Origin of the sequence: Pseudomonas sp. 57B-090624 (assembly GCF_003234055.1) — a bacterium.
Taxonomy (GTDB): Bacteria; Pseudomonadota; Gammaproteobacteria; order Pseudomonadales; family Pseudomonadaceae; genus Metapseudomonas; species Metapseudomonas tohonis.
In genome coordinates this window covers 92,513-110,714 of the sequence record NZ_QKRU01000011.1, presented here as the reverse complement: position 1 = coordinate 110,714, position 18,202 = coordinate 92,513, and the positions used below count along the sequence as shown (strand labels likewise).

Sequence of the window (18,202 nt, the reverse complement as noted above, 5' to 3'; positions counted from 1 at the left end):
TCACTCCTGGCGGCGGCGCACGTCGATGAACAGCGACTCGACCTTCTCACGCGCCCAGGGCGTCTTGCGCAGGAAGGTCAGGCTCGACTTGATGCTCGGGTCGCTCTTGAAGCAGCGGATATCGATGCGCTTGGCCAGGCCGTCCCAGCCGTACTTGGCGACCAGCTCTTCGAGGATCTTCGCCAGGGTCATGCCGTGCAGGGGGTCTTGGGAGCTCACGTAAACGCCTCGATGGGGTGGGAGAGCGTGGCAGCTTAGGGCAATGGCCGTGCCTTGCGAAGGGGAACCTCCCGTAGGGGCGACTTCAGTCGCCAAGCGGCGCGCAGTGCCGCCATCGCGGGAGCGAATCCATTCGCGAAGCGTGCGTCAGCATGGGTTTCGCTTCGCTCTACCCATCCTACGGGCTCGGCACGCGCGTGACGGCGGCCTTCGTAGGATGGGTAGAGGTACGAAACCCATCGATGGGGCGCATCAGACACAAGAACGTGCCAAGCCCGGCAACCTTTGGTGGAGGTAAAAAGCGGCTCCACCACGCATCGATCATGCCCAGTGGCGGCCCTGATCACTTCAACCCCGCCACCCCGGCGATGATCAGCGCCACCGACAGCAGCTTCATCGGGGTGATGGATTCGCCCAGCAGCGCCACGCCGAGGATGACGGTGCCGAGGGTGCCGATGGCGGTCCAGATCGGGTAGGCGACGCTCACCGGCAGCACGCGCATGGCCAGGGTAAGGAAGTAGATGCCGGCGATGGCCGCCAGCACCACCAGGGCGCTGGGCAGCGGTTGGGTGAAGCCGTTGGCGTACTTCATGCTCATGGCGAAGAGCACTTCGAAGAACGCCGCGATCAGCAGGAACAGCCAGGCCATGGCGACCTCCTCAGAAGACCTCGGCCAGTTCCACCAGGGCGCGCTCGGCACGCTGGTAGGACTGCTGGAAGGCGTCGCCGCCGAACTCGTCGTTCTCCACCGCCACCACGGTGACCTCGGTGATGCCGATGTAGCCGAGCACGGTGCGCAGGTAGGTGTCGGCGTGGTTCATGTGGGCATTGGCGCCGCCGGGGCCGTAGCCGTGGTCGCCACGGGTGGTGATGATCAGCGCCTTGCGCCCCAGCACCAGTGGTGTGTAGGGGTTGCCGGGGCGGCTCGGGTCGAAGTCGAAGGTGCGGCGGATGCGCACGATCTGGTCGACCCAGGCCTTGACTCCGCTGGGTATGCCGAAGTTGTACATGGGCGCCGAGATCACCAGGCCGTCGGCGGCGAAGACTTCGTCCACCAGCAGGTCGCTCAGGGCCAGGTCGGCCTTCATCACCTCGGTGCGGTTCTCCGGCTCGGGGTGGAAGGCGGCGGCGATCCAGCCTTCGGTGACCGGCGCGATGGGTGAGCGCCCGACTTCGCGGTGCACCACCTGGCGGGCGGCATCCTGGCCCTGCCAGGCAGCGAGGAAGGCGTCCTGCAGGCGGCGCGAGTGGGAACGTTCGCCACGGGGGCTGCCTTGGATCGAGAGAATGCGATTCATCTGTTACTCCTGGGTCCGGGTCATTTCTTCGCGGCCGGTGACCGGCCTGAATACAGGCACTAAGCTAGGGCCAGCCGTTTTCCCGGACAAATGACCGATAGTTCATCAGGATGAATCCATTTCATCCGTGGAGCCCAGATGTTCGCCAACCTGCCCCTGACCGCCCTGCGCACCTTCGAGTCCGCCGCCCGCCTGCTGAGCTTCAAGGCCGCCGCCGAGGAGCTGGCGGTGACGCCGACGGCGGTGTCCCACCAGATCCGCAGCCTGGAAGGCTGGCTCGGGGTGCCGCTGTTCGAGCGCCTGCCCCGCAGCGTGCGCCTGACCGCCTGTGGCCAGCAGCTGTTCGGCAGCCTGCACGGGGCGCTGCTGGACGTGACCCAGACCCTCGACCAGTTGCGCCCGCAGCGCAGCGGCGGCCAGTTGACCCTGTCCACCACACCGGCCTTCGCCGCGCTCTGGCTGATCCCGCGACTGGGGCGCTTCTATGCCGCGCACCCTTCGATCAGCCTGCGCCTGGACACCCGCAATACCCTGGTGGACCTGCACCAGGACGCCAGCATCGACCTGGTGATCCGCTACGGCATCGGCAGCTACCCCAGCCTGCACAGCCAGTGCCTGCTGGACGAGTGCTTCGGCGTCTACGGCTCGCCGGCGCTGGTGGCCGAGCTGGGCAACCGCCAGCCGACGCTGATCACCATCCGCTGGCGCAACGCGCAGCTCTACGAACTGGGCTGGAAGGCCTGGTGCCAGGCCGCCGGCGAGCAGCGCCTGCTGGAGACCGCGGCGCAACGCGAATACGACGAGGAGCACTACGCCCTGCAAGCCGCCATCGCCGGCCAGGGGCTGGTGCTGGCGAGCTCCATCCTGGTGTCCGAAAGCGTCGCCAGCGGCCTGCTGGTGCCCTACCGGCCGGAGATCAGCGTCGAGGGCGCGGGGTATTCCACCCTCTGCGTCCCCGGCCGCGAGCGGCACCCGCCGGTGAAGGCGTTCTTCGACTGGTTGAGCCACGAATGCGGTTCGATACGGCAACCCTGACCCGGCTTGCATGGAGCGGCCACGGCAGGCGCCCGGACCCGGCGGATTGTCGCCATCCAAACACGATAAATGGGCGGATTTCCGCCACTTCCTGCCCGCCCGGATTCACCGCCAAGCGCCTCGAGACCCGGGCATCCGGACCTGACCGCGCGGCTGGTACGGGACTTGCCATCGGATCGCCAGCGAGCCGACAAGAACAAGACTGGCCGTGATCCGGGTACTGACCGCTTCCCCCCTGGCCAGCGCCTAGACTTGCTCTTGTCAGCCGTTGTTGCGCTACGCGCGCATGGATCTGCTCACAACTACAAGAGGAAGTCCCATGTTCAAACCCACGCTAAAAGCTCTCGCCTGCGCACTCGCCCTGGGTGCCGCCAGCCTGGCGCATGCTGCCGACCCCATCGTCATCAAGTTCTCCCACGTCGTCGCCGAACACACGCCCAAGGGCCAGGGCGCGCTGCTGTTCAAGAAGCTCGCGGAGGAACGCCTGCCCGGCAAGGTCAGGGTCGAGGTCTACCCGAACTCCTCGCTCTTCGGCGACGGCAAGGAAATGGAAGCGCTGCTCCTGGGCGACGTGCAGATGATCGCGCCGTCGCTGGCCAAGTTCGAGCAGTACACCAAGCAGGTGCAGCTGTTCGACCTGCCCTTCCTGTTCGACGACATCCAGGCCGTCGACCGCTTCCAGCTCAGCCCCGAGGGCCAGGGCCTGCTGAAGTCCATGGAGAGCAAGAACATCACCGGGCTGGGTTACTGGCACAACGGCATGAAGCAGCTCTCGGCCAACAAGCCCCTGCGCGAGCCCAAGGATGCACGCGGCCTGAAGTTCCGCGTGCAGGCCTCCGCCGTGCTCGAGGAGCAGTTCAAGGCCGTGCGCGCCAACCCGCGCAAGATGAGCTTCGCCGAGGTCTACCAGGGCCTGCAGACCGGCGTGGTCAACGGCGCCGAGAACCCCTGGTCGAACATCTACTCGCAGAAGATGCATGAAGTGCAGAAGTACATCACCGAGTCCAACCACGGTGTGCTCGACTACATGCTGATCACCAACACCACCTTCTGGAACGGCCTGCCGCCGGATGTACGCAGCGAGCTGGAGAAGATCACCCAGGAAGTCACCGCCGAGGTGAACAAGCAGGCCGAAGCCCTCAACCAGGGTGACAAGCAGCGCATCATCGACGCCAAGACCAGCGAGATCATCGAGCTCACCCCCGAGCAGCGCAACGAGTGGCGCGACGCGATGAAGCCGGTGTGGAAGAAGTTCGAAGGCGAGATCGGCGCCGACCTGATCAAGGCCGCCGAAGCGGCCAACCAGGCCCAGTAAACGCCGGCCGGCGCGGGCCCACCGCGCCGGCACCGCTTCCACAGCTCGGGAGACGCCATCCATGAACACCCTAAGGCGCGTCTGGGACCACTTCGAGGAAGGCTTCATCGCCTTCCTCCTGGCGGCCATGACGCTGGTCACCTTCGTCTACGTGATCCTCAACAACCTCTACACCCTGTTCTACAGCCTCGCCGACCGCTGGGAGGGCGCCAGCGAGCGCCTCTTCGCCATCGGCGACAGCATCATGGGCATGGCCCAGGCCATGACCTGGAGCACCTCGCTGACCAAGGCCCTGTTCGCCTGGCTGATCTTCTTCGGCCTTTCCTACGGCGTGCGCACCGCCGGCCACATCGGCGTCGACGCCCTGGTCAAGCTCACCCCACACAAGGTCCAACGCATCATCGGCATCATCGCCTGCCTCTGCTGCCTGGCCTATGCCGGCCTGCTGGGCGTGGCCAGCTTCGAATGGGTGCAGACCCTGTTCACCGCCGCCATAGGCGCGGAAGACCTCGGCCACTACGGCGTCATGCAATGGCATATCGCGCTCATCGTGCCCTTCGGCTTCGCCATGGTGTTCATCCGCTACGGTGAAATCCTCGTGCGCCTGCTGCAGAACCAGCAAACCGGCCTCGGCCTGGCCGACGAAGCCGCCGACGCGCTGAAACTCACCGAGCACGAGGAAGGCAAGCAATGACCATCCTGTTCCTCTTCCTGCTGCTGTTCCTGCTGATGTTCATCGGCGTGCCCATCGCCATTTCACTGGGCCTCGCGGGCTCGGTGACCATCATGCTGTTCAGCCCCGACTCGGTGCGCTCGCTGGCGATCAAGCTGTTCGAGACCTCCGAGCACTACACCCTGCTGGCCATTCCCTTCTTCCTGCTGGCCGGCGCCTTCATGACCACCGGCGGCGTGGCCAAGCGCCTGATCGACTTCGCCAACGCCTGCGTCGGTCACATCCGTGGCGGTCTCGCCATCGCGGCGGTGCTGGCGTGCATGCTGTTCGCCGCGCTCTCGGGCTCGAGCCCCGCCACGGTGGCCGCGGTGGGCTCCATCGCCATCGCCGGCATGGTGCGCTCCGGCTACCCGCAGGCATTCGGCGCCGGCATCGTGTGCAACGCGGGCACCCTGGGCATCCTCATTCCGCCGTCCATCGTGATGGTGGTCTACGCTGCCGCCACCGAAACCTCGGTGGGCAAGCTGTTCATGGCCGGCGTCGTCCCCGGCCTGCTGCTGGGCGCGGTGCTGATGGTGGCGATCTACATCATCGCGGTGAAGAAGAACCTGCCGGCGATGCCCCGCGCCACCTTCCGCGAATGGCTCAGCGCCGCGCGCAAGGCGATCTGGGGCCTGCTGCTGATGGTGATCATCCTCGGCGGCATCTATTCCGGCATGTTCACGCCGACCGAGGCCGCCGCCGTGGCCGCCGTCTATTCGGCCTTCATCGCGCTGTTCGTCTACAAGGACATGAAGCTCAGCGAGGCGCCGAAGGTGCTGCTGGAGTCGGGCAAGCTGTCGATCATGCTGATGTTCATCATCGCCAACGCCATGCTCTTCGCCCATGTGCTGACCACCGAGCAACTGCCCCAGCAGATCACTGCCTGGGTCATCGAAGCGGGGCTCACCCCCTTCATGTTCCTGCTCATGGTCAATATCGTGCTGCTGGTGGCCGGCGCCTTCATGGAACCCTCGGCGATCATCCTGATCCTCGCGCCCATCCTCTTCCCCATCGCCATGAAGCTGGGCATCGACCCGATCCACCTCGGCATCATCATGGTCGTGAACATGGAGATCGGCCTGATCACCCCGCCCGTGGGCCTCAACCTGTTCGTCACCTCCGCGGTGACGGGCATGCCGCTCACCGCCACCATCCGCGCCGCCATGCCCTGGCTGATGATCCTGCTCACCTTCCTGCTGCTCATCACCTACGTGCCCTGGATCTCCCTGGCACTGCCCACCTGGCTGGGCATGAGCTGATCATTCGCGATGCGACCAGGCCCGGCCCTGCGCCGGGCCTTTCCCTTCCACAAGGTGCAACTCGCCCCGCCCCCGTGGGGCGGGGATGTCTGCGGGCATAAAGAATGCCTGTCTGCGTCATCCGTCGCGGGCTCGACGAACACGCTCAAGCACGATGCCTTCAGGGTATTCATGGTGCCCTGTCACGCTCACCGCGTGGGTTTCGCTTCGCTCGCCCCCCCCCCTACGGAAGCCGCTTCGCACCGAGCGTGATGCGCACATCGATGATGAAGCGAGGGACTCGCCTGGGGAGGGGCGAAACCGAAAGCCCCAGCGGAACTCGGCAATCGGCTGAACTCGAGAGCTCCCGGCAACACCTGATGCAGGCACCGCTAAAAAAAAACGGCCCAGGTCCGAGGACGAGGGCCGTTGAAGCACTATCAAACTCTTCGCTGCCCGGGCTCTGCGTCCCGGGCGCTCAAGGCATCAGGCGCTGGCGTCCTGGTATTCCTTCTCGGCTTCGTCGAAGCGCTTGATCATCGCGGCGGAGGGGCCGTTGCCGATGCGGCTGAAGATCAGGATGCCGAGGGTGGCGAGGATGAAGCCCGGGATGATTTCGTACAGGCCGGTCCAGCCGAGGAGGTTCTTCCACAGGATCACGGTGACGGCGCCCAGCATCATGCCCGCCAGGGCACCGTTGCGGGTCATGCCCTTCCACACCAGGGAGAGGATCACCACCGGGCCGAAGGCGGCACCGAAGCCGGCCCAGGCGTAGGACACCAGGCCCAGCACCTTGCTCTCGGGGTTGGAGGCGATGGCGATGGCGATCACGGCCACCAGCAGCACCATGGCGCGGCCGACCCAGACCAGTTCGCTCTGGCTGGCGTTCTTGCGGAAGAAGGCCTTGTAGAAGTCTTCGGTCAGGGCGCTGGAGCACACCAGCAGCTGGCAGCTCAGGGTGGACATCACGGCCGCCAGGATGGCGGACAGCAGCACGCCGGCCACCCAGGGGTTGAACAGCAGCTTGGCCAGTTCGATGAACACGCGCTCGGGGTTGGCGGTGACCGGGCCGGCCACGTCCGGGTGCGCGGAGAAGTAGGCGATGCCGAAGAAGCCGACGGCGACCGCGCCGCCCAGGCAGGCGATCATCCAGGTCATGGAGATGCGACGGGCGTTGGGGATGGACTTCACCGAATCGGCGGCCATGAAGCGCGCCAGGATGTGCGGCTGGCCGAAGTAGCCCAGGCCCCAGGCCATCAGCGAGATCACGCCGATGAAGGTGGCGCCCTTGAGCATGTCGAAGTGGGCGGCGTCCTGCAGCTCGATGGCGGCGAAGGTCGGCTCGATGCCGCCGTTGATCATCATCACCACGACCGGGGTGAGGATCAGGGCGAAGATCATCAGGGTCGCCTGCACGGTGTCGGTCCAGCTCACCGCCAGGAAGCCACCGACGAAGGTGTAGGCGATGGTGGCGGCGGCACCGGCCCACAGCGCGGTCTCGTAGGACAGGCCGAAGGTGCTTTCGAACAGGCGGGCGCCGGCGACGATGCCGGAGGCGCAGTAGATGGTGAAGAACACCAGGATCACCACGGCGGAGAAGATGCGCAGGACGCGGCTGTGGTCTTCGAAGCGGTTGGTGAAGAAGTCCGGCAGGGTCAGGGCGTTGCCGTTGTGCTCGGTCTGCACGCGCAGGCGGCCGGCCACCAGCAGCCAGTTGAGGTAGGCACCGACGATCAGGCCGATGGCGATCCAGGCCTCGGACAGGCCGGAGAGGTAGATGGCGCCCGGCAGGCCCATCAGCAGCCAGCCGCTCATGTCGGAAGCGCCGGCCGACAGCGCGGTGACGAAGCTGCCGAGGCTGCGGCCACCGAGGATGTAGTCGGAGAGGTTGTTGGTGGAACGATAGGCCACGAAGCCGATCAGAACCATGGCAGCGATATAGATCACGAAGGTGATCAGCATCGGGTTGCTCATACTCATTGGGGGTCTCCCCTGTCGTTTGTTGTTATTGAGACGGGACGGGTATTCCGCATCTCTCTGGTTGGCATTTGGCAGTTGCTCGTGGCAATTACCGATTGGTTTGCAGGCCCGGCGCAACCCTTGGGGTGCAACCTCTGCCCGTCATCGGTGCTCAGGCGTCATGCCTCGCCGCAGGACGAGACGCCCAGCCACCCGGACTGCACCGTGTCATCCTGGTCCGGTCTGGCTACGTCGGATCGCCTCCCGGTCAAGTGTCGACCCGGGCGCGCGAAAGGGACAGCGGAATGTAGAGAGCGCAGGCCTGCTTTTCTTTCGAAAAGCTCCGGAGTTATTGCCAAATCCTCCGACTGTCCGACAAGACGTGCAACCCGGTTGCACCACAAGGTGCAACCACCGCTCTGCAATGCTACTTGCGGATGACCTGACCGCGCATCGGAGCGAGGCGCGCGAGCAGGCGGTTCTGCGTGCGGCTGGCGATGCCCTCGGCATCCATGGCGTCCTGCAGGTTCTCCACCAGGGCGTTGAAGTCGCTTTCGGTGAGCTGCTGGCCCTTGTGGCTCTCCTCCATGCTGTCGCCGGTGTATCGGCAGGGGCCACCCGCCTCGACGCAGAACTGCTCCACCAGCTTGTCGCGCAGGCGTTCGATGTCGATGTTGCGGAAGTGCTCGACGATGCGCGGGTCCCCGGCGATGTTCAGCAGCATGCCTTCGACGATCCGGGTGATGCCGGCCTTGCCGCCCAGGTCCTGGTACAGGCTGTCGTCCCTGGGCGGCTGCTGGGCACAGGCGGCCACCAGGGCCAGCGCGACGGCGAGCGTCAGGCGGTGCATGTCAGAAGCTCCCCTGCACGGATAGGTAGACGCCGTCCTGGTGGTCGAGGGTGGCGATCTCGCCGAGGCGGGCATAAGCCAGCACCACCGCCAGGTTCTTGTTGGGGAAGTAGCCGATGAACAGGTCCGCCCAGTCGCTTTCACCGGCGAAGCTCAGGTTGTCGGGCTTTTCCCGGTACTCGACGCCAACGGCCCAGTGGCGGTCGGGCAGCACGGCGATGGCGCCCTCCTTGAGCAGCGAGCGCTCGTCGCGGCGGTCACCACCGAAGCCCAGCAGGCCCAGCTCGTTGGCCCGGCTGTAGCGCAGCCCGCCATTGAGCAGCAGGTTGTAGCCGAAGGCGCCGCCGAGGATGAGGCGGCTGACGGCGAGGTAGCCCTCGGTGTCTTCGTCGCGCCGGGCACCGACCAGGGAAGGGATGAGGAAATCCTTCTGCCGCTTGTACTGCAGGCCCAGGGAGACCTGCGGCAGCGTGTCGTAGATCAGATCGCCGAACAGCCGCACCTTGAGCCCCAGCACGTCCTGGCTGAGGGTGTTCTCCGGCAGCGCCAGGTCGCGGGCCAGGGTGCCGAGGTCGAAGCGCTGGCGGGCGTAGGACAGCTCCACGCGGTTGTCCCAGGATGCGGCCACCCCGGCGGCGTCGAGGCGGTAGTCGCCGGTCTCGACCCGGGTGGCGAATGCCGTGGCGCCCCACTCGCCTTTCTCGCCATAACCGGCCAGCACCGCCCAAGGGGTGATGCCGCCACCGGCGGCGCCTTCGACGCTGGTCGCGCCGCCGGTGGCCAGCAGGCGCCCGTCGTCGGCGATCGCGGCGACGGGCAGGGTCAATGCGATGAACAGGGCGAGGATCGAGTTCATGGGCAGTTCACTGCGGCGAGGGGGGAACGGAGCGGCTGGGCGATCCAGGCCTCGAAGGCGCTGGCCGACAGCGGCCGGCTGATCAGGTAGCCCTGGGCGGTGTCGCAGCGCCAGCGTTCGAGCAGGCGCAGGCTGTGGGCGTGCTCGACGCCCTCGGCGACCACCTTGAGGCCGAGGCTGTGGCTCATCTCGATGGTGGAGCGGACGATGACCGCATCCTCGCTGGTCTCGTCCAGTTCGCGGATGAAGGACTGGTCGATCTTCAACTCCTGCACCGGCATGCTTTTCAGTTGCGCGAGGGAGGAGTAGCCGGTGCCGAAATCGTCCACCGACAGGCTGATGCCCAAATCGCGCAGGCCGTTGAGCACGCGGAGCGCCTGCACGGGGTCGCCCATGACCGCGCTTTCGGTGACCTCGAAGACCACCTGCTCGGGGTGCACGCGGTAGCTGTGCAGCAGGGCCGATACCCGCTCGACCAGGTCGCGGCTCATCAGGTCCTCGGCGGAGATGTTCAACGAGACCTGCAGATCCAGCCCCCGCCCGGCCCATTCCTGGAGCTGGCGCAGCACCTCTTCGATGACCCAGGCGGTGAGCGACTGGATGCTGCCGGTGCGCTCGGCCAGCGGGATGAATTCGCCGGGCGAGACCATGCCGAACTGCCGGTGCTGCCAGCGCAGCAGCGCCTCGGCCTGGAGCACCCGGCCTTCGGCGATGTCGAGCTTGGGCTGGTAGTGCAGCAACAGCTCGCCGCGCCCGGCAGCGTGGCGCAGGTCGCGGATCAGCACCACCTGGCGCTGCTGGGCGTCGTCACGGCCCTGCTGGTAGAGCTGCAGGTGGCCGGGCGCCTGGGCGGCGTCCTGCATGGCGATGCTGGCGCGACGCAGCAGTTCGTCCGGCGTGCCGCCGTCGGCGGGGTAACAGGCGATGCCGATGCGCGAGTCGATGGCAACGTCGAGGCTGCCAACGCGCAGAGGGCGGAGCAGCAGTTGCTGGAGCTTGTCCGCCGCGGCCACCGCGCTGTCGCGGTCGGCGCCTTCGAGCAGCAGGAGGAATTCGTCGGCCACCAGGCGCGCCAGGCTGTCGCCGGGCCGCAAGGTGGCCTGCAGGCGCCGGCAGATCTGCTGCAGGGCCAGGTCGCCGCCGCCTGGCCCGCAGGCTTCGTTGACCGCGCGGAAATTGCCGATGCCCAGGTGCAGCAGCGCGGTGGGACGTTCGGCGGTGATGGCGCTGCCCAGCCGGTCGAGCGCCAGGGCGCGATTGGGCAGGCCGGTGAGCGAATCGTGCAGGGCGTTGTGGGCGAGCTGGCGCTCGCGCTCGGCGATGTCCTCGCGCATGCGGTTGATGGCGCCGGCGAGCTGCCCGAGCTCGTCGGATCGGTGCAGTTCGACGGTGCTCTGGTAGTCGCCTTCACCGATGCGCCGGGTCGCGAGGGCCAGTTGCCGCACCGGCTGCGAAACGCTGCGGGCCAGCAGCAGCGCGCCGGCGAGGGAGCCGAGCAGCGCGCAGAGGGCGATCAGCAGGATGTCCCGGTCCAGCGGCGCGAAGGCCTCCTGGGCCTGCTCCAGGGATTTGTGCAGGAGCAGCAGCACCTGGTAGTCCGCCCCGCTGGACAGCACCAGGCGGCGATCCATGTAGCGCTGCTCGCCGATGCGCAGGATGTCGCCATCGCGGGTCTTGATCTCGCTCCTGAGCGCCTCCTCGATGTCGCCCGGCAGCGTGCTGAGCCAGATGTCCGGCTTGCCCACCTGGGTCGCCACCAGGCTCATGTCCAGATGGGTCAGATCGCGCATCTCGCTGGCGAAGTCGGCGTCCAGGCGGAAGCCCATGACCACGCGGGCGATGGGGATGGGCGCGGTGACGTTGGCCTCGACCAGCAGGTAGATGTCGTCGTCGATGGGTTGCAGCAGGCCCTGCCCTCCATTGCGCTGGTGCTCCTGCATCAGTTCGGCGAGGCGCGCCGAGGAGTCGTTGCCGAGTTGCCCGGCGGTGGAGACCTGCAGCTTGCCGTCCATGCCCAGGAGCATGACCGCACCGGCGTTGATGCGTGCACCGGAATTGCCCAGGGCGGAGCGGATGGTTTCCTCGTCACCGCTGGCGACGGCCTCCTTGAAGCCGAAGTCGGCCGCCAGTACCTGCACGGCATCGTGCAGCTGGCGACTGCGCGACTCCAGCAGGCGCTCGAAGACGCGCCCGCCTATGTCCAGCTCCTCGCGCGCCTGGGCCTGTACGGCGGCGCCGGTGGCGACCTTGACGGCGAAATACAGCGCGCCGATCACCACCAGCAGCAGGAGAATGAGGACACAGGCGATGCGCGCCTGGAAGCTGTTACTGAGCCTCACCCGTGGCCCTCTTGAATGCGGCGCCGAAGCCTTTCTCCTGCGGCGCGGGAGGTTGCGCGGCCGGCGCCCCCTGCAGCGTCAGCGGGAAACGCCGCTGCAGGCCGCTGGCGGGTATCTCGATCTCTCCCACCGCGACCGGGAGCATGTTGGCGATCTGGGGGTGCCAGAGGCTGGCGACATAGCGCCCCGGCGGCAGGTCGAGGGCCAGGCGGCCGGTGTCATCGGTGACGGCGAAGAAGGGGTCGTCGGTGATGTAGACGTAGCCCAGCATCCAGTCATGGATGTTGCAGCCGAGCACCACGACGCCGGGCTTGTCGAACACCACCGGGGCCGCCGGCGTGCCCTGGTAGAGGCGCAGCTCGAAGCGCTTGGCCGGTGAGAAGGAGTAGACGTGGTGGCGGATGTTGTCGCTGTTGGGGAAGCTCACGGCGGTGCCGGTGCGCACCGCCAGTACGTAGGGGGCGAATTGCTTGTCGCGCTGGTCCATCACGCCCTTGTCGGGAAGGGGGAGGCTGCCGGTGGGGCCCTTCAGGCTGAGCACCGCATCGCCCAGCGGCTGGCCATGGCCATCGACCACCTCGGCCTGCAGGGTTGCCGCCGAGAGCGTACCGCCCAGGCAACACAAAAGACCGATCAGGCCCACCACGGGGGCCCATGGAGTGAAGCGCAGCATGTCGTCTTCCACCCTTTCAACGGCTGGCAGGGGCCGGTTCGTGCGCCATGCCCCTGGCCTGTGCGAACCAGTTGGATTGCAGATTAGCTGTCGATCGGCGGAACTTCACGCGGGGGACGGAAGCAACTGGCCATCACCTTCGCCTCAATGGCCGCTGCGCAGCCGCCGGGGGGTGAGGCCGAGGTAGCGGCGCATGGCGTTGGTCAGCGCGCTCTGGCTGGAGAAGCCGCATTCCTCGGCGATGCGCACCAGCGCCAGGTCGCTTTCGCGCAGCAGCCGGGCGGCGCGATCGAGGCGGGTCTTGAGCAGGTACTGGTGGGGACTCAGGCCCACGCTGTCCTTGAACTGGGCGTGGAAATGGCTGGGGCTGAGGCAGGCGACCTGGGCCAGCTCGGCGACGCTGATGCGCCGCGCCAGGTTCTGGCGGATGTGCGCGTCGAGGGGCTCGAGGTCGAGCCCACCGACCGGGCGCCGGGGCGAGTCGCCGAACAGGCGCAGGTGCAGGGCCCGCAGCAGCACGCCCCCCAGGGAGCGGGCGAGGATCGGATCGCTGCCGTAGCGCGCCAGCTCGGCGCCGGCGTAGCTGAGGAGGTTCTGGAAATCGGCGTCCAGCTCGGGGTAGCGCGGGGTCTCGAACAGGCGCACGAGCAGTTCGCGGTCTTCGCTGCTGGTGCCCTGCTCGTCCAGGTCGAGGATCAGCATGCGGTTCTCGCCCATGCCGGCGAACTGGTGTTCGGCATCCCCCGGCACCAGGCAGGCGCGCATGCGGCAGACCTCGCCGCCCCGGCCGTTCACCTCGAATTCGGCGCGGCCAGCCAGGGACATCACCAGTTGGTGATGACCGTGTGCGTGGGCGTGGGCCTGTTCATCGAGGCGCAGAAGGCGGGCAACTAGCATGGCGGGTCGTGGTCAGAATGTGCGCATTTTAGGCAAGTGGCCAGCCGTTGCCCAGCACCGCCCGGCAGCACGAGGGCGATCCAGGCGCTTGAAAAGCCCGCGATACAGCCCCATCTGCCTCACATGCCCCGACCACACGCCTTAAATTCCCAGCTACCAGGTGCCCAATGAGCGATCAGGACATCAACGCCGATCTGGTCGAAGAAGCGACCGCCCCGCACAGCACAGGCCTGGTCCTGCCCGGACAGACATTGCCGGACACGGTCTACATCATCCCCATCCACAACCGCCCGTTCTTCCCGGCCCAGGTGTTGCCGGTGATCGTCAACGAGGAGCCCTGGGCCGAGACCCTGGAGCTGGTGGCCAAGACCGACCACCACTGCCTGGCGCTGTTCTTCATGGAGAACCCGCCGGAGGACCCGCGCCACTTCGACCCGTCCACCCTGCCGGAACACGGCACCCTGGTGCGCGTGCACCACGCCAGCCGCGAGGGCGGCAAGCTGCAGTTCGTTGCCCAGGGCCTGTCACGGGTGCGCATCCGGGGCTGGCTCAAGCGCCATCGCCCGCCCTACCTGGTGGAGGTGGACTACCCACGCAACCCGGCGGACCAGCGCGACGAGGTGAAGGCCTACGGGATGGCGCTGATCAACGCCATCAAGGAGCTGCTGCCGCTCAACCCGCTGTACAGCGAGGAGCTGAAGAACTACCTCAACCGCTTCAGCCCCAACGACCCCTCGCCGCTCACCGACTTCGCCGCCGCGCTGACCAGTGCCCCGGCCCGGGAGCTGCAGGAAGTGCTGGACACGGTTCCGGTGCTCAAGCGCATGGAGAAGGTGCTGCCGCTGTTGCGCAAGGAAGTGGAGGTGGCGCGCCTGCAGAGCGAGCTCTCCGCCGAGGTGAACCGCAAGATCGGCCAGCACCAGCGCGAGTTCTTCCTCAAGGAGCAGTTGAAGATCATCCAGCAGGAGCTGGGCATCACCAAGGACGACCGCAGCGCCGATGCCGAGCAGTTCCAGCAGCGCCTGGCGGGCAAGGTCCTGCCGGAGCAGGCGAAGAAGCGCATAGACGAGGAGCTGAACAAACTGTCGATCCTCGAGACCGGCTCGCCGGAATATGCGGTGACACGCAACTACCTCGACTGGGCCACGAGCGTGCCCTGGGGCGTGTACGGCAAGGACAAGCTCGACCTCGGCCATGCGCGCAAGGTGCTCGATGCGCACCACGCGGGGCTCGACGACATCAAGAACCGCATCCTCGAATTCCTCGCCGTCGGCGCCTTCAAGGGCGAGATCGCCGGTTCCATCGTGCTGCTGGTGGGCCCGCCCGGCGTGGGCAAGACCAGCATTGGCAAGTCGATCGCCGAATCGCTGGGGCGCCCCTTCTACCGTTTCAGCGTCGGCGGCATGCGTGACGAGGCCGAGATCAAGGGCCACCGCCGCACCTACATCGGCGCCCTGCCCGGCAAGCTGGTGCAGGCGCTGAAGGAGGTGGAGGTGATGAACCCGGTGATCATGCTCGACGAGATCGACAAGCTCGGCGCCAGCTACCAGGGCGACCCGGCGTCGGCGTTGCTGGAGACGCTGGACCCGGAGCAGAACGTCGAATTCCTCGACCACTACCTGGACCTGCGCATGGACCTGTCCAAGGTGCTGTTCGTGTGCACGGCCAATACCCTGGACTCCATCCCCGGGCCCCTGCTGGACCGCATGGAGGTGATCCGCCTGTCCGGCTACATCACCGAGGAGAAGCACGCCATCGCCAAGCGCCACCTGTGGCCGCGCCTGCTGGAGCGCACCGGGGTGCCGAAGGAGCGCCTGTCGATCACCGACGGCGCGCTGACCGCGGTGATCGAGGGCTACGCCCGCGAGGCCGGGGTGCGCCAGCTGGAGAAGCAGCTGGGCAAGATCATCCGCAAGTCGGTGGTCAGGCTGCTGGAGGACCCGGCGACCAGGATCAAGGTCGCGCAGAAGGATCTGGAACCCTTCCTCGGCATGCCGCCGTTCCGCAAGGAGCAGCTGCTCTCGGGCACCGGCGTGATCACCGGGCTGGCCTGGACCAGCATGGGCGGCGCCACGCTGCCGATCGAGGCGACGCGCATCCATACGCTGAACCGGGGCTTCAAGCTCACCGGCCAGTTGGGCGAGGTGATGAAGGAGTCGGCCGAGATCGCCTACAGCTACATCAGCTCGAACCTGAAGAAGTTCGGTGGCGACGCCGGTTTCTTCAACCAGGCCTTCGTCCACCTCCACGTGCCGGAAGGCGCGACGCCCAAGGATGGCCCCAGCGCCGGCATCACCATGGCCAGCGCCCTGCTCTCCCTGGCCCGCGACCAGGCACCGAAGAAGGGCGTGGCCATGACCGGCGAGCTGACCCTCACCGGCCAGGTGCTGCCCATCGGCGGGGTGCGCGAGAAGGTGATCGCCGCGCGGCGGCAGAAGATCTTCGAACTGGTCATCCCGGAGGCCAACCGCGGCTCCTACGAGGAATTGCCGGACTACCTGCGCGAGGGCATGACGGTGCATTTCGCCCGGCGCTTCTCGGATGTCGCCAAGGTGCTGTTCGGCTGAGCCCTGCGGTGCCTACCCAGGGGCCGGAGCAGCGGATATGCTGCTCCGGCCCTTGAACGACGGAGCCGTCCATGAAACCTGCCCGCCTTCCCCGCCTGCTGCTGCCCGCCGCCCTGATGCTGCTGGCCGCGTGCGCCCACGAATCCACCAGCCTGGTGGTGCAGAAACAGAGCAGTTGCCCCATCGAGCTGGACAAGGGCCAGTTGCTGGTCCTGACCCTGCCGAGCAACCCCACCACGGGCTTTCGCTGGGTGGTGAAGGACGCCGCGCCAGGCGTGCTGCGCAGCCTCGGCCCTGAGGTGTACGACACGCCGGAGGAAGCCGGCCTGGTGGGCGGCGCCGGCGAATCCACCTGGCGCTTCAACGCCGCGCAGAGCGGCGAAGGCCGTCTGCTGCTGGTCTACCAGCGCCCCTGGGAAGCCGACGTGGCGCCGGAGCAGACCTTCGATTGCCAGGTCAGCGTCGACTGACCGCGCGGGCCCGCGACCTGGCGGGCCCTGCTGGCGAAACGCTCACAATCCCCATGCAGTCCACCGCCACGCCTAGGGCTCGGCGGTGATGCTGTGCTGGCCGCGCATGCCCTGGTACAGGCACAGTTGGTTGCGACCGGCGCGCTTGGCCTGGTACAGCGCGCTGTCGGCGGCGTGCAGCAGTGCATCGGCACTTTCGCCATCGGCCGGGAAGCAAGCCAGGCCCAGGGAAATGGCGATGGGCCCCAGGGGCTGGCCGCCGTAGCGGATCTGCAGGCGCGTGACCCCGAGACGGAGCGCCTCGCAGCGATCGATGGCATCTTCGAGGCTGATCTCCGGCATCACCAGGGCGAACTCCTCGCCCCCGTAGCGGCAGGCCAGGTCGCTGGAGCGCACGTGGCGCTTCATTTCGAGCGCCAGGTGGCGCAGGACCAGGTCGCCGGCTTCATGCCCGAAGGTGTCGTTGAAGCGCTTGAAGTGGTCCACATCCAGCAGCACGACGATCACCGGCGACTGCTTGCGACCGGCACGCAGCAATTCGCGGCGCAGGGTCTCGTCGAGGAAGCGGCGGTTGTGCAGGCCGGTCAGGGCGTCCATCACCGATTGCTGGCGCAGGCTCTCACGCAGGCTGAGGTTGGCCACGCCCAGGGACACCTGCTCGGCGAAGGCTTCGGCCAGCTCCAGGTCGGTGCCCCCGCCACACAGGGTCATCACCCCCAGGGGTTCGCCCTGGGCCATGAGGGGCACGCAAAGCGACCCGTTCCGGGCCAGGTGACGTTCGTGCAGGTGCGGGCAGACCAGGTCCTTGTCCACGTCCAGCACCAGGTGGCTCTGCCCGCGACGGATGGCCCAGCAGTCGTCGGGCTCGAACAGCTCGACGCTGCCGGCCTCCCAGCCGCCCCAGCGGCCGGCTTCTTCGAGTACGTCCCGCGAGGGATGGTAGAGGTGCAGGCAACCATCGCTCTGCGGGAACAGCTGGCCGGCGAAGCGGCTGATGATGCCGAAGCACTCGTCGAACTCGTTCACCGAATGCAGGGCACCAGCCATGCGGCTCAACAACGAGATCTGGTGGTTGCGCAGTTCCACGCGCTGCATGCCCAGGCTCAGCTGCTCGCTGAGCAGGTTCTGGGCCAGACGGGCCTCGCGGCCCTCGCGCAGCAGGCGGAAGGTGAAATGGAAGAGCAGCGCGATCACCAGCAGGTCCAGCAGGGTGATCAGCCCCAGCATCGCCATCCCGGCCCAGCCACGCCAGTCGATCTCCTGCTTGGCCAGCAGCACGCGCTGCTCGACCACCCCCTGCATCTCGCCGAGGCGCAGGCGGATCGCATCCATCAGTTGCTTGCCCTTGCCGGTGCCGACCAGCTCGCTGGCGGCGGCCAGCCCGTCGCTCCGGCGCAGCTCGATGACCCGGGCGAAGAACGCGCGCTGCTCGGCGATCAGGCTGGCGAGCAGCTGCAGGTCGTCGAACAGTTCGTCGCCGGCCAGGGTGACGCGGAAGCGCGCCATGTCCTTGTCGACATCGCCGTAGCCCTGGTAGAGCGGGGTCAGGTAGTCGTCGCGGCCGGTCAGGGCGAATCCGCGCTGGCCGGTTTCTCCGTCCTTGAGGGAGGACAGCAGGTCGGTCAGCTCGCGCGCGGTGTGTTCATGCCGCTCCAGCTGGCGCTCGGCGCTGCCGACCCAGCGGGTGGTGGCCAGCGGCAGCACGATATTGAGTGCCAGCATGCCGATCGCCAGCAGGAATCCGGCCTGCAGACGAGTCACCGTCTTCATC

Annotated in this window: 16 protein-coding genes; 6 read left to right on the top strand and 10 right to left on the bottom strand. The window is 67.1% G+C overall.

All coding sequences use genetic code 11. The annotated features are described in order from the left end of the window. The 3 genes from DMX10_RS07655 to DMX10_RS07645 all read right to left on the bottom strand — a co-directional run bounded on the left by DMX10_RS07655 (nucleotide 1) and on the right by DMX10_RS07645 (nucleotide 1,517). Nucleotides 1-219 (bottom strand): VF530 family DNA-binding protein, encoded by a 219-nt coding sequence (locus DMX10_RS07655; protein ID WP_021222097.1) that lies wholly within the window; start codon nucleotides 217-219, stop codon nucleotides 1-3. Nucleotides 220-562: 343 nt separating this feature from the next. Next, nucleotides 563-868 carry a multidrug efflux SMR transporter gene (locus tag DMX10_RS07650; protein WP_111260538.1) on the bottom strand — a complete coding sequence of 102 codons (306 nt, stop codon included), beginning with the start codon at nucleotides 866-868 and terminating at the stop codon, nucleotides 563-565. Between the two features lie 10 nt (nucleotides 869-878). Next, on the bottom strand, nucleotides 879-1,517 hold the full coding sequence (locus DMX10_RS07645; protein WP_111260537.1) for an FMN-dependent NADH-azoreductase: 639 nt from the start codon (nucleotides 1,515-1,517) through the stop codon (nucleotides 879-881). Between the two features lie 138 nt (nucleotides 1,518-1,655). On the opposite strand from DMX10_RS07645, the gene DMX10_RS07640 reads away from it, so the two are divergent. The 4 genes from DMX10_RS07640 to dctM all read left to right on the top strand — a co-directional run bounded on the left by DMX10_RS07640 (nucleotide 1,656) and on the right by dctM (nucleotide 5,841). After that, entirely contained in the window at nucleotides 1,656-2,552 is an 897-nt protein-coding gene (locus tag DMX10_RS07640) for a LysR substrate-binding domain-containing protein (RefSeq protein WP_111260536.1), read from the top strand. Between the two features lie 319 nt (nucleotides 2,553-2,871). Further along, complete coding sequence (gene dctP / locus DMX10_RS07635; protein ID WP_111260535.1) at nucleotides 2,872-3,867, top strand: C4-dicarboxylate TRAP substrate-binding protein DctP; 996 nt, start codon at nucleotides 2,872-2,874, stop codon at nucleotides 3,865-3,867. A gap of 61 nt (nucleotides 3,868-3,928) precedes the next feature. Continuing rightward, on the top strand, nucleotides 3,929-4,561 hold the full coding sequence (locus DMX10_RS07630) for a TRAP transporter small permease (protein WP_111260534.1): 633 nt from the start codon (nucleotides 3,929-3,931) through the stop codon (nucleotides 4,559-4,561). Next, nucleotides 4,558-5,841, top strand: coding sequence for a C4-dicarboxylate TRAP transporter large permease protein DctM (gene dctM, locus DMX10_RS07625; RefSeq protein ID WP_111260533.1), 1,284 nt, complete (start codon nucleotides 4,558-4,560; stop codon nucleotides 5,839-5,841). Before DMX10_RS07630 ends, dctM begins: the two co-directional genes overlap by 4 nt. 465 nt (nucleotides 5,842-6,306) lie before the next feature. Here dctM and putP read toward each other — a convergent pair whose 3' ends face one another. From putP to DMX10_RS07595, 6 genes are all read right to left on the bottom strand, one after another. Beyond that, on the bottom strand, nucleotides 6,307-7,800 hold the full coding sequence (gene putP, locus DMX10_RS07620; RefSeq protein ID WP_111260532.1) for a sodium/proline symporter PutP: 1,494 nt from the start codon (nucleotides 7,798-7,800) through the stop codon (nucleotides 6,307-6,309). Between the two features lie 406 nt (nucleotides 7,801-8,206). After that, complete coding sequence (locus DMX10_RS07615) at nucleotides 8,207-8,629, bottom strand: group 1 truncated hemoglobin (RefSeq protein ID WP_111260531.1); 423 nt, start codon at nucleotides 8,627-8,629, stop codon at nucleotides 8,207-8,209. Nucleotide 8,630: 1 nt separating this feature from the next. Beyond that, on the bottom strand, nucleotides 8,631-9,485 hold the full coding sequence (locus DMX10_RS07610; RefSeq protein ID WP_111260530.1) for a DUF3034 family protein: 855 nt from the start codon (nucleotides 9,483-9,485) through the stop codon (nucleotides 8,631-8,633). Further along, a complete protein-coding gene (locus DMX10_RS07605) occupies nucleotides 9,482-11,824 on the bottom strand; it encodes a bifunctional diguanylate cyclase/phosphodiesterase (protein WP_111260529.1) in 2,343 nt (780 codons plus the stop codon). Before DMX10_RS07605 ends, DMX10_RS07610 begins: the two co-directional genes overlap by 4 nt. Beyond that, complete coding sequence (locus DMX10_RS07600) at nucleotides 11,811-12,497, bottom strand: methylamine utilization protein (protein WP_236204467.1); 687 nt, start codon at nucleotides 12,495-12,497, stop codon at nucleotides 11,811-11,813. Before DMX10_RS07600 ends, DMX10_RS07605 begins: the two co-directional genes overlap by 14 nt. Before the next feature lie 144 nt (nucleotides 12,498-12,641). Continuing rightward, entirely contained in the window at nucleotides 12,642-13,394 is a 753-nt protein-coding gene (locus tag DMX10_RS07595) for an AraC family transcriptional regulator (protein WP_111260528.1), read from the bottom strand. Nucleotides 13,395-13,561: 167 nt separating this feature from the next. Between DMX10_RS07595 and lon the strand changes: the two genes are divergently transcribed. Both lon and DMX10_RS07585 read left to right on the top strand, forming a co-directional pair. Continuing rightward, nucleotides 13,562-15,961 carry an endopeptidase La gene (lon, locus tag DMX10_RS07590; protein WP_111260527.1) on the top strand — a complete coding sequence of 800 codons (2,400 nt, stop codon included), beginning with the start codon at nucleotides 13,562-13,564 and terminating at the stop codon, nucleotides 15,959-15,961. A 71-nt stretch (nucleotides 15,962-16,032) separates the two neighbouring features. Further along, the gene (locus DMX10_RS07585) at nucleotides 16,033-16,431 is read left to right on the top strand and encodes a protease inhibitor I42 family protein (RefSeq protein WP_111260526.1); all 399 of its coding nucleotides are present in this window, start codon (nucleotides 16,033-16,035) and stop codon (nucleotides 16,429-16,431) included. 72 nt (nucleotides 16,432-16,503) lie between these two features. Here DMX10_RS07585 and DMX10_RS07580 read toward each other — a convergent pair whose 3' ends face one another. Then, the gene (locus tag DMX10_RS07580; RefSeq protein ID WP_111260525.1) at nucleotides 16,504-18,201 is read right to left on the bottom strand and encodes a diguanylate cyclase; all 1,698 of its coding nucleotides are present in this window, start codon (nucleotides 18,199-18,201) and stop codon (nucleotides 16,504-16,506) included. Nucleotide 18,202: the final 1 nt, after the last annotated feature.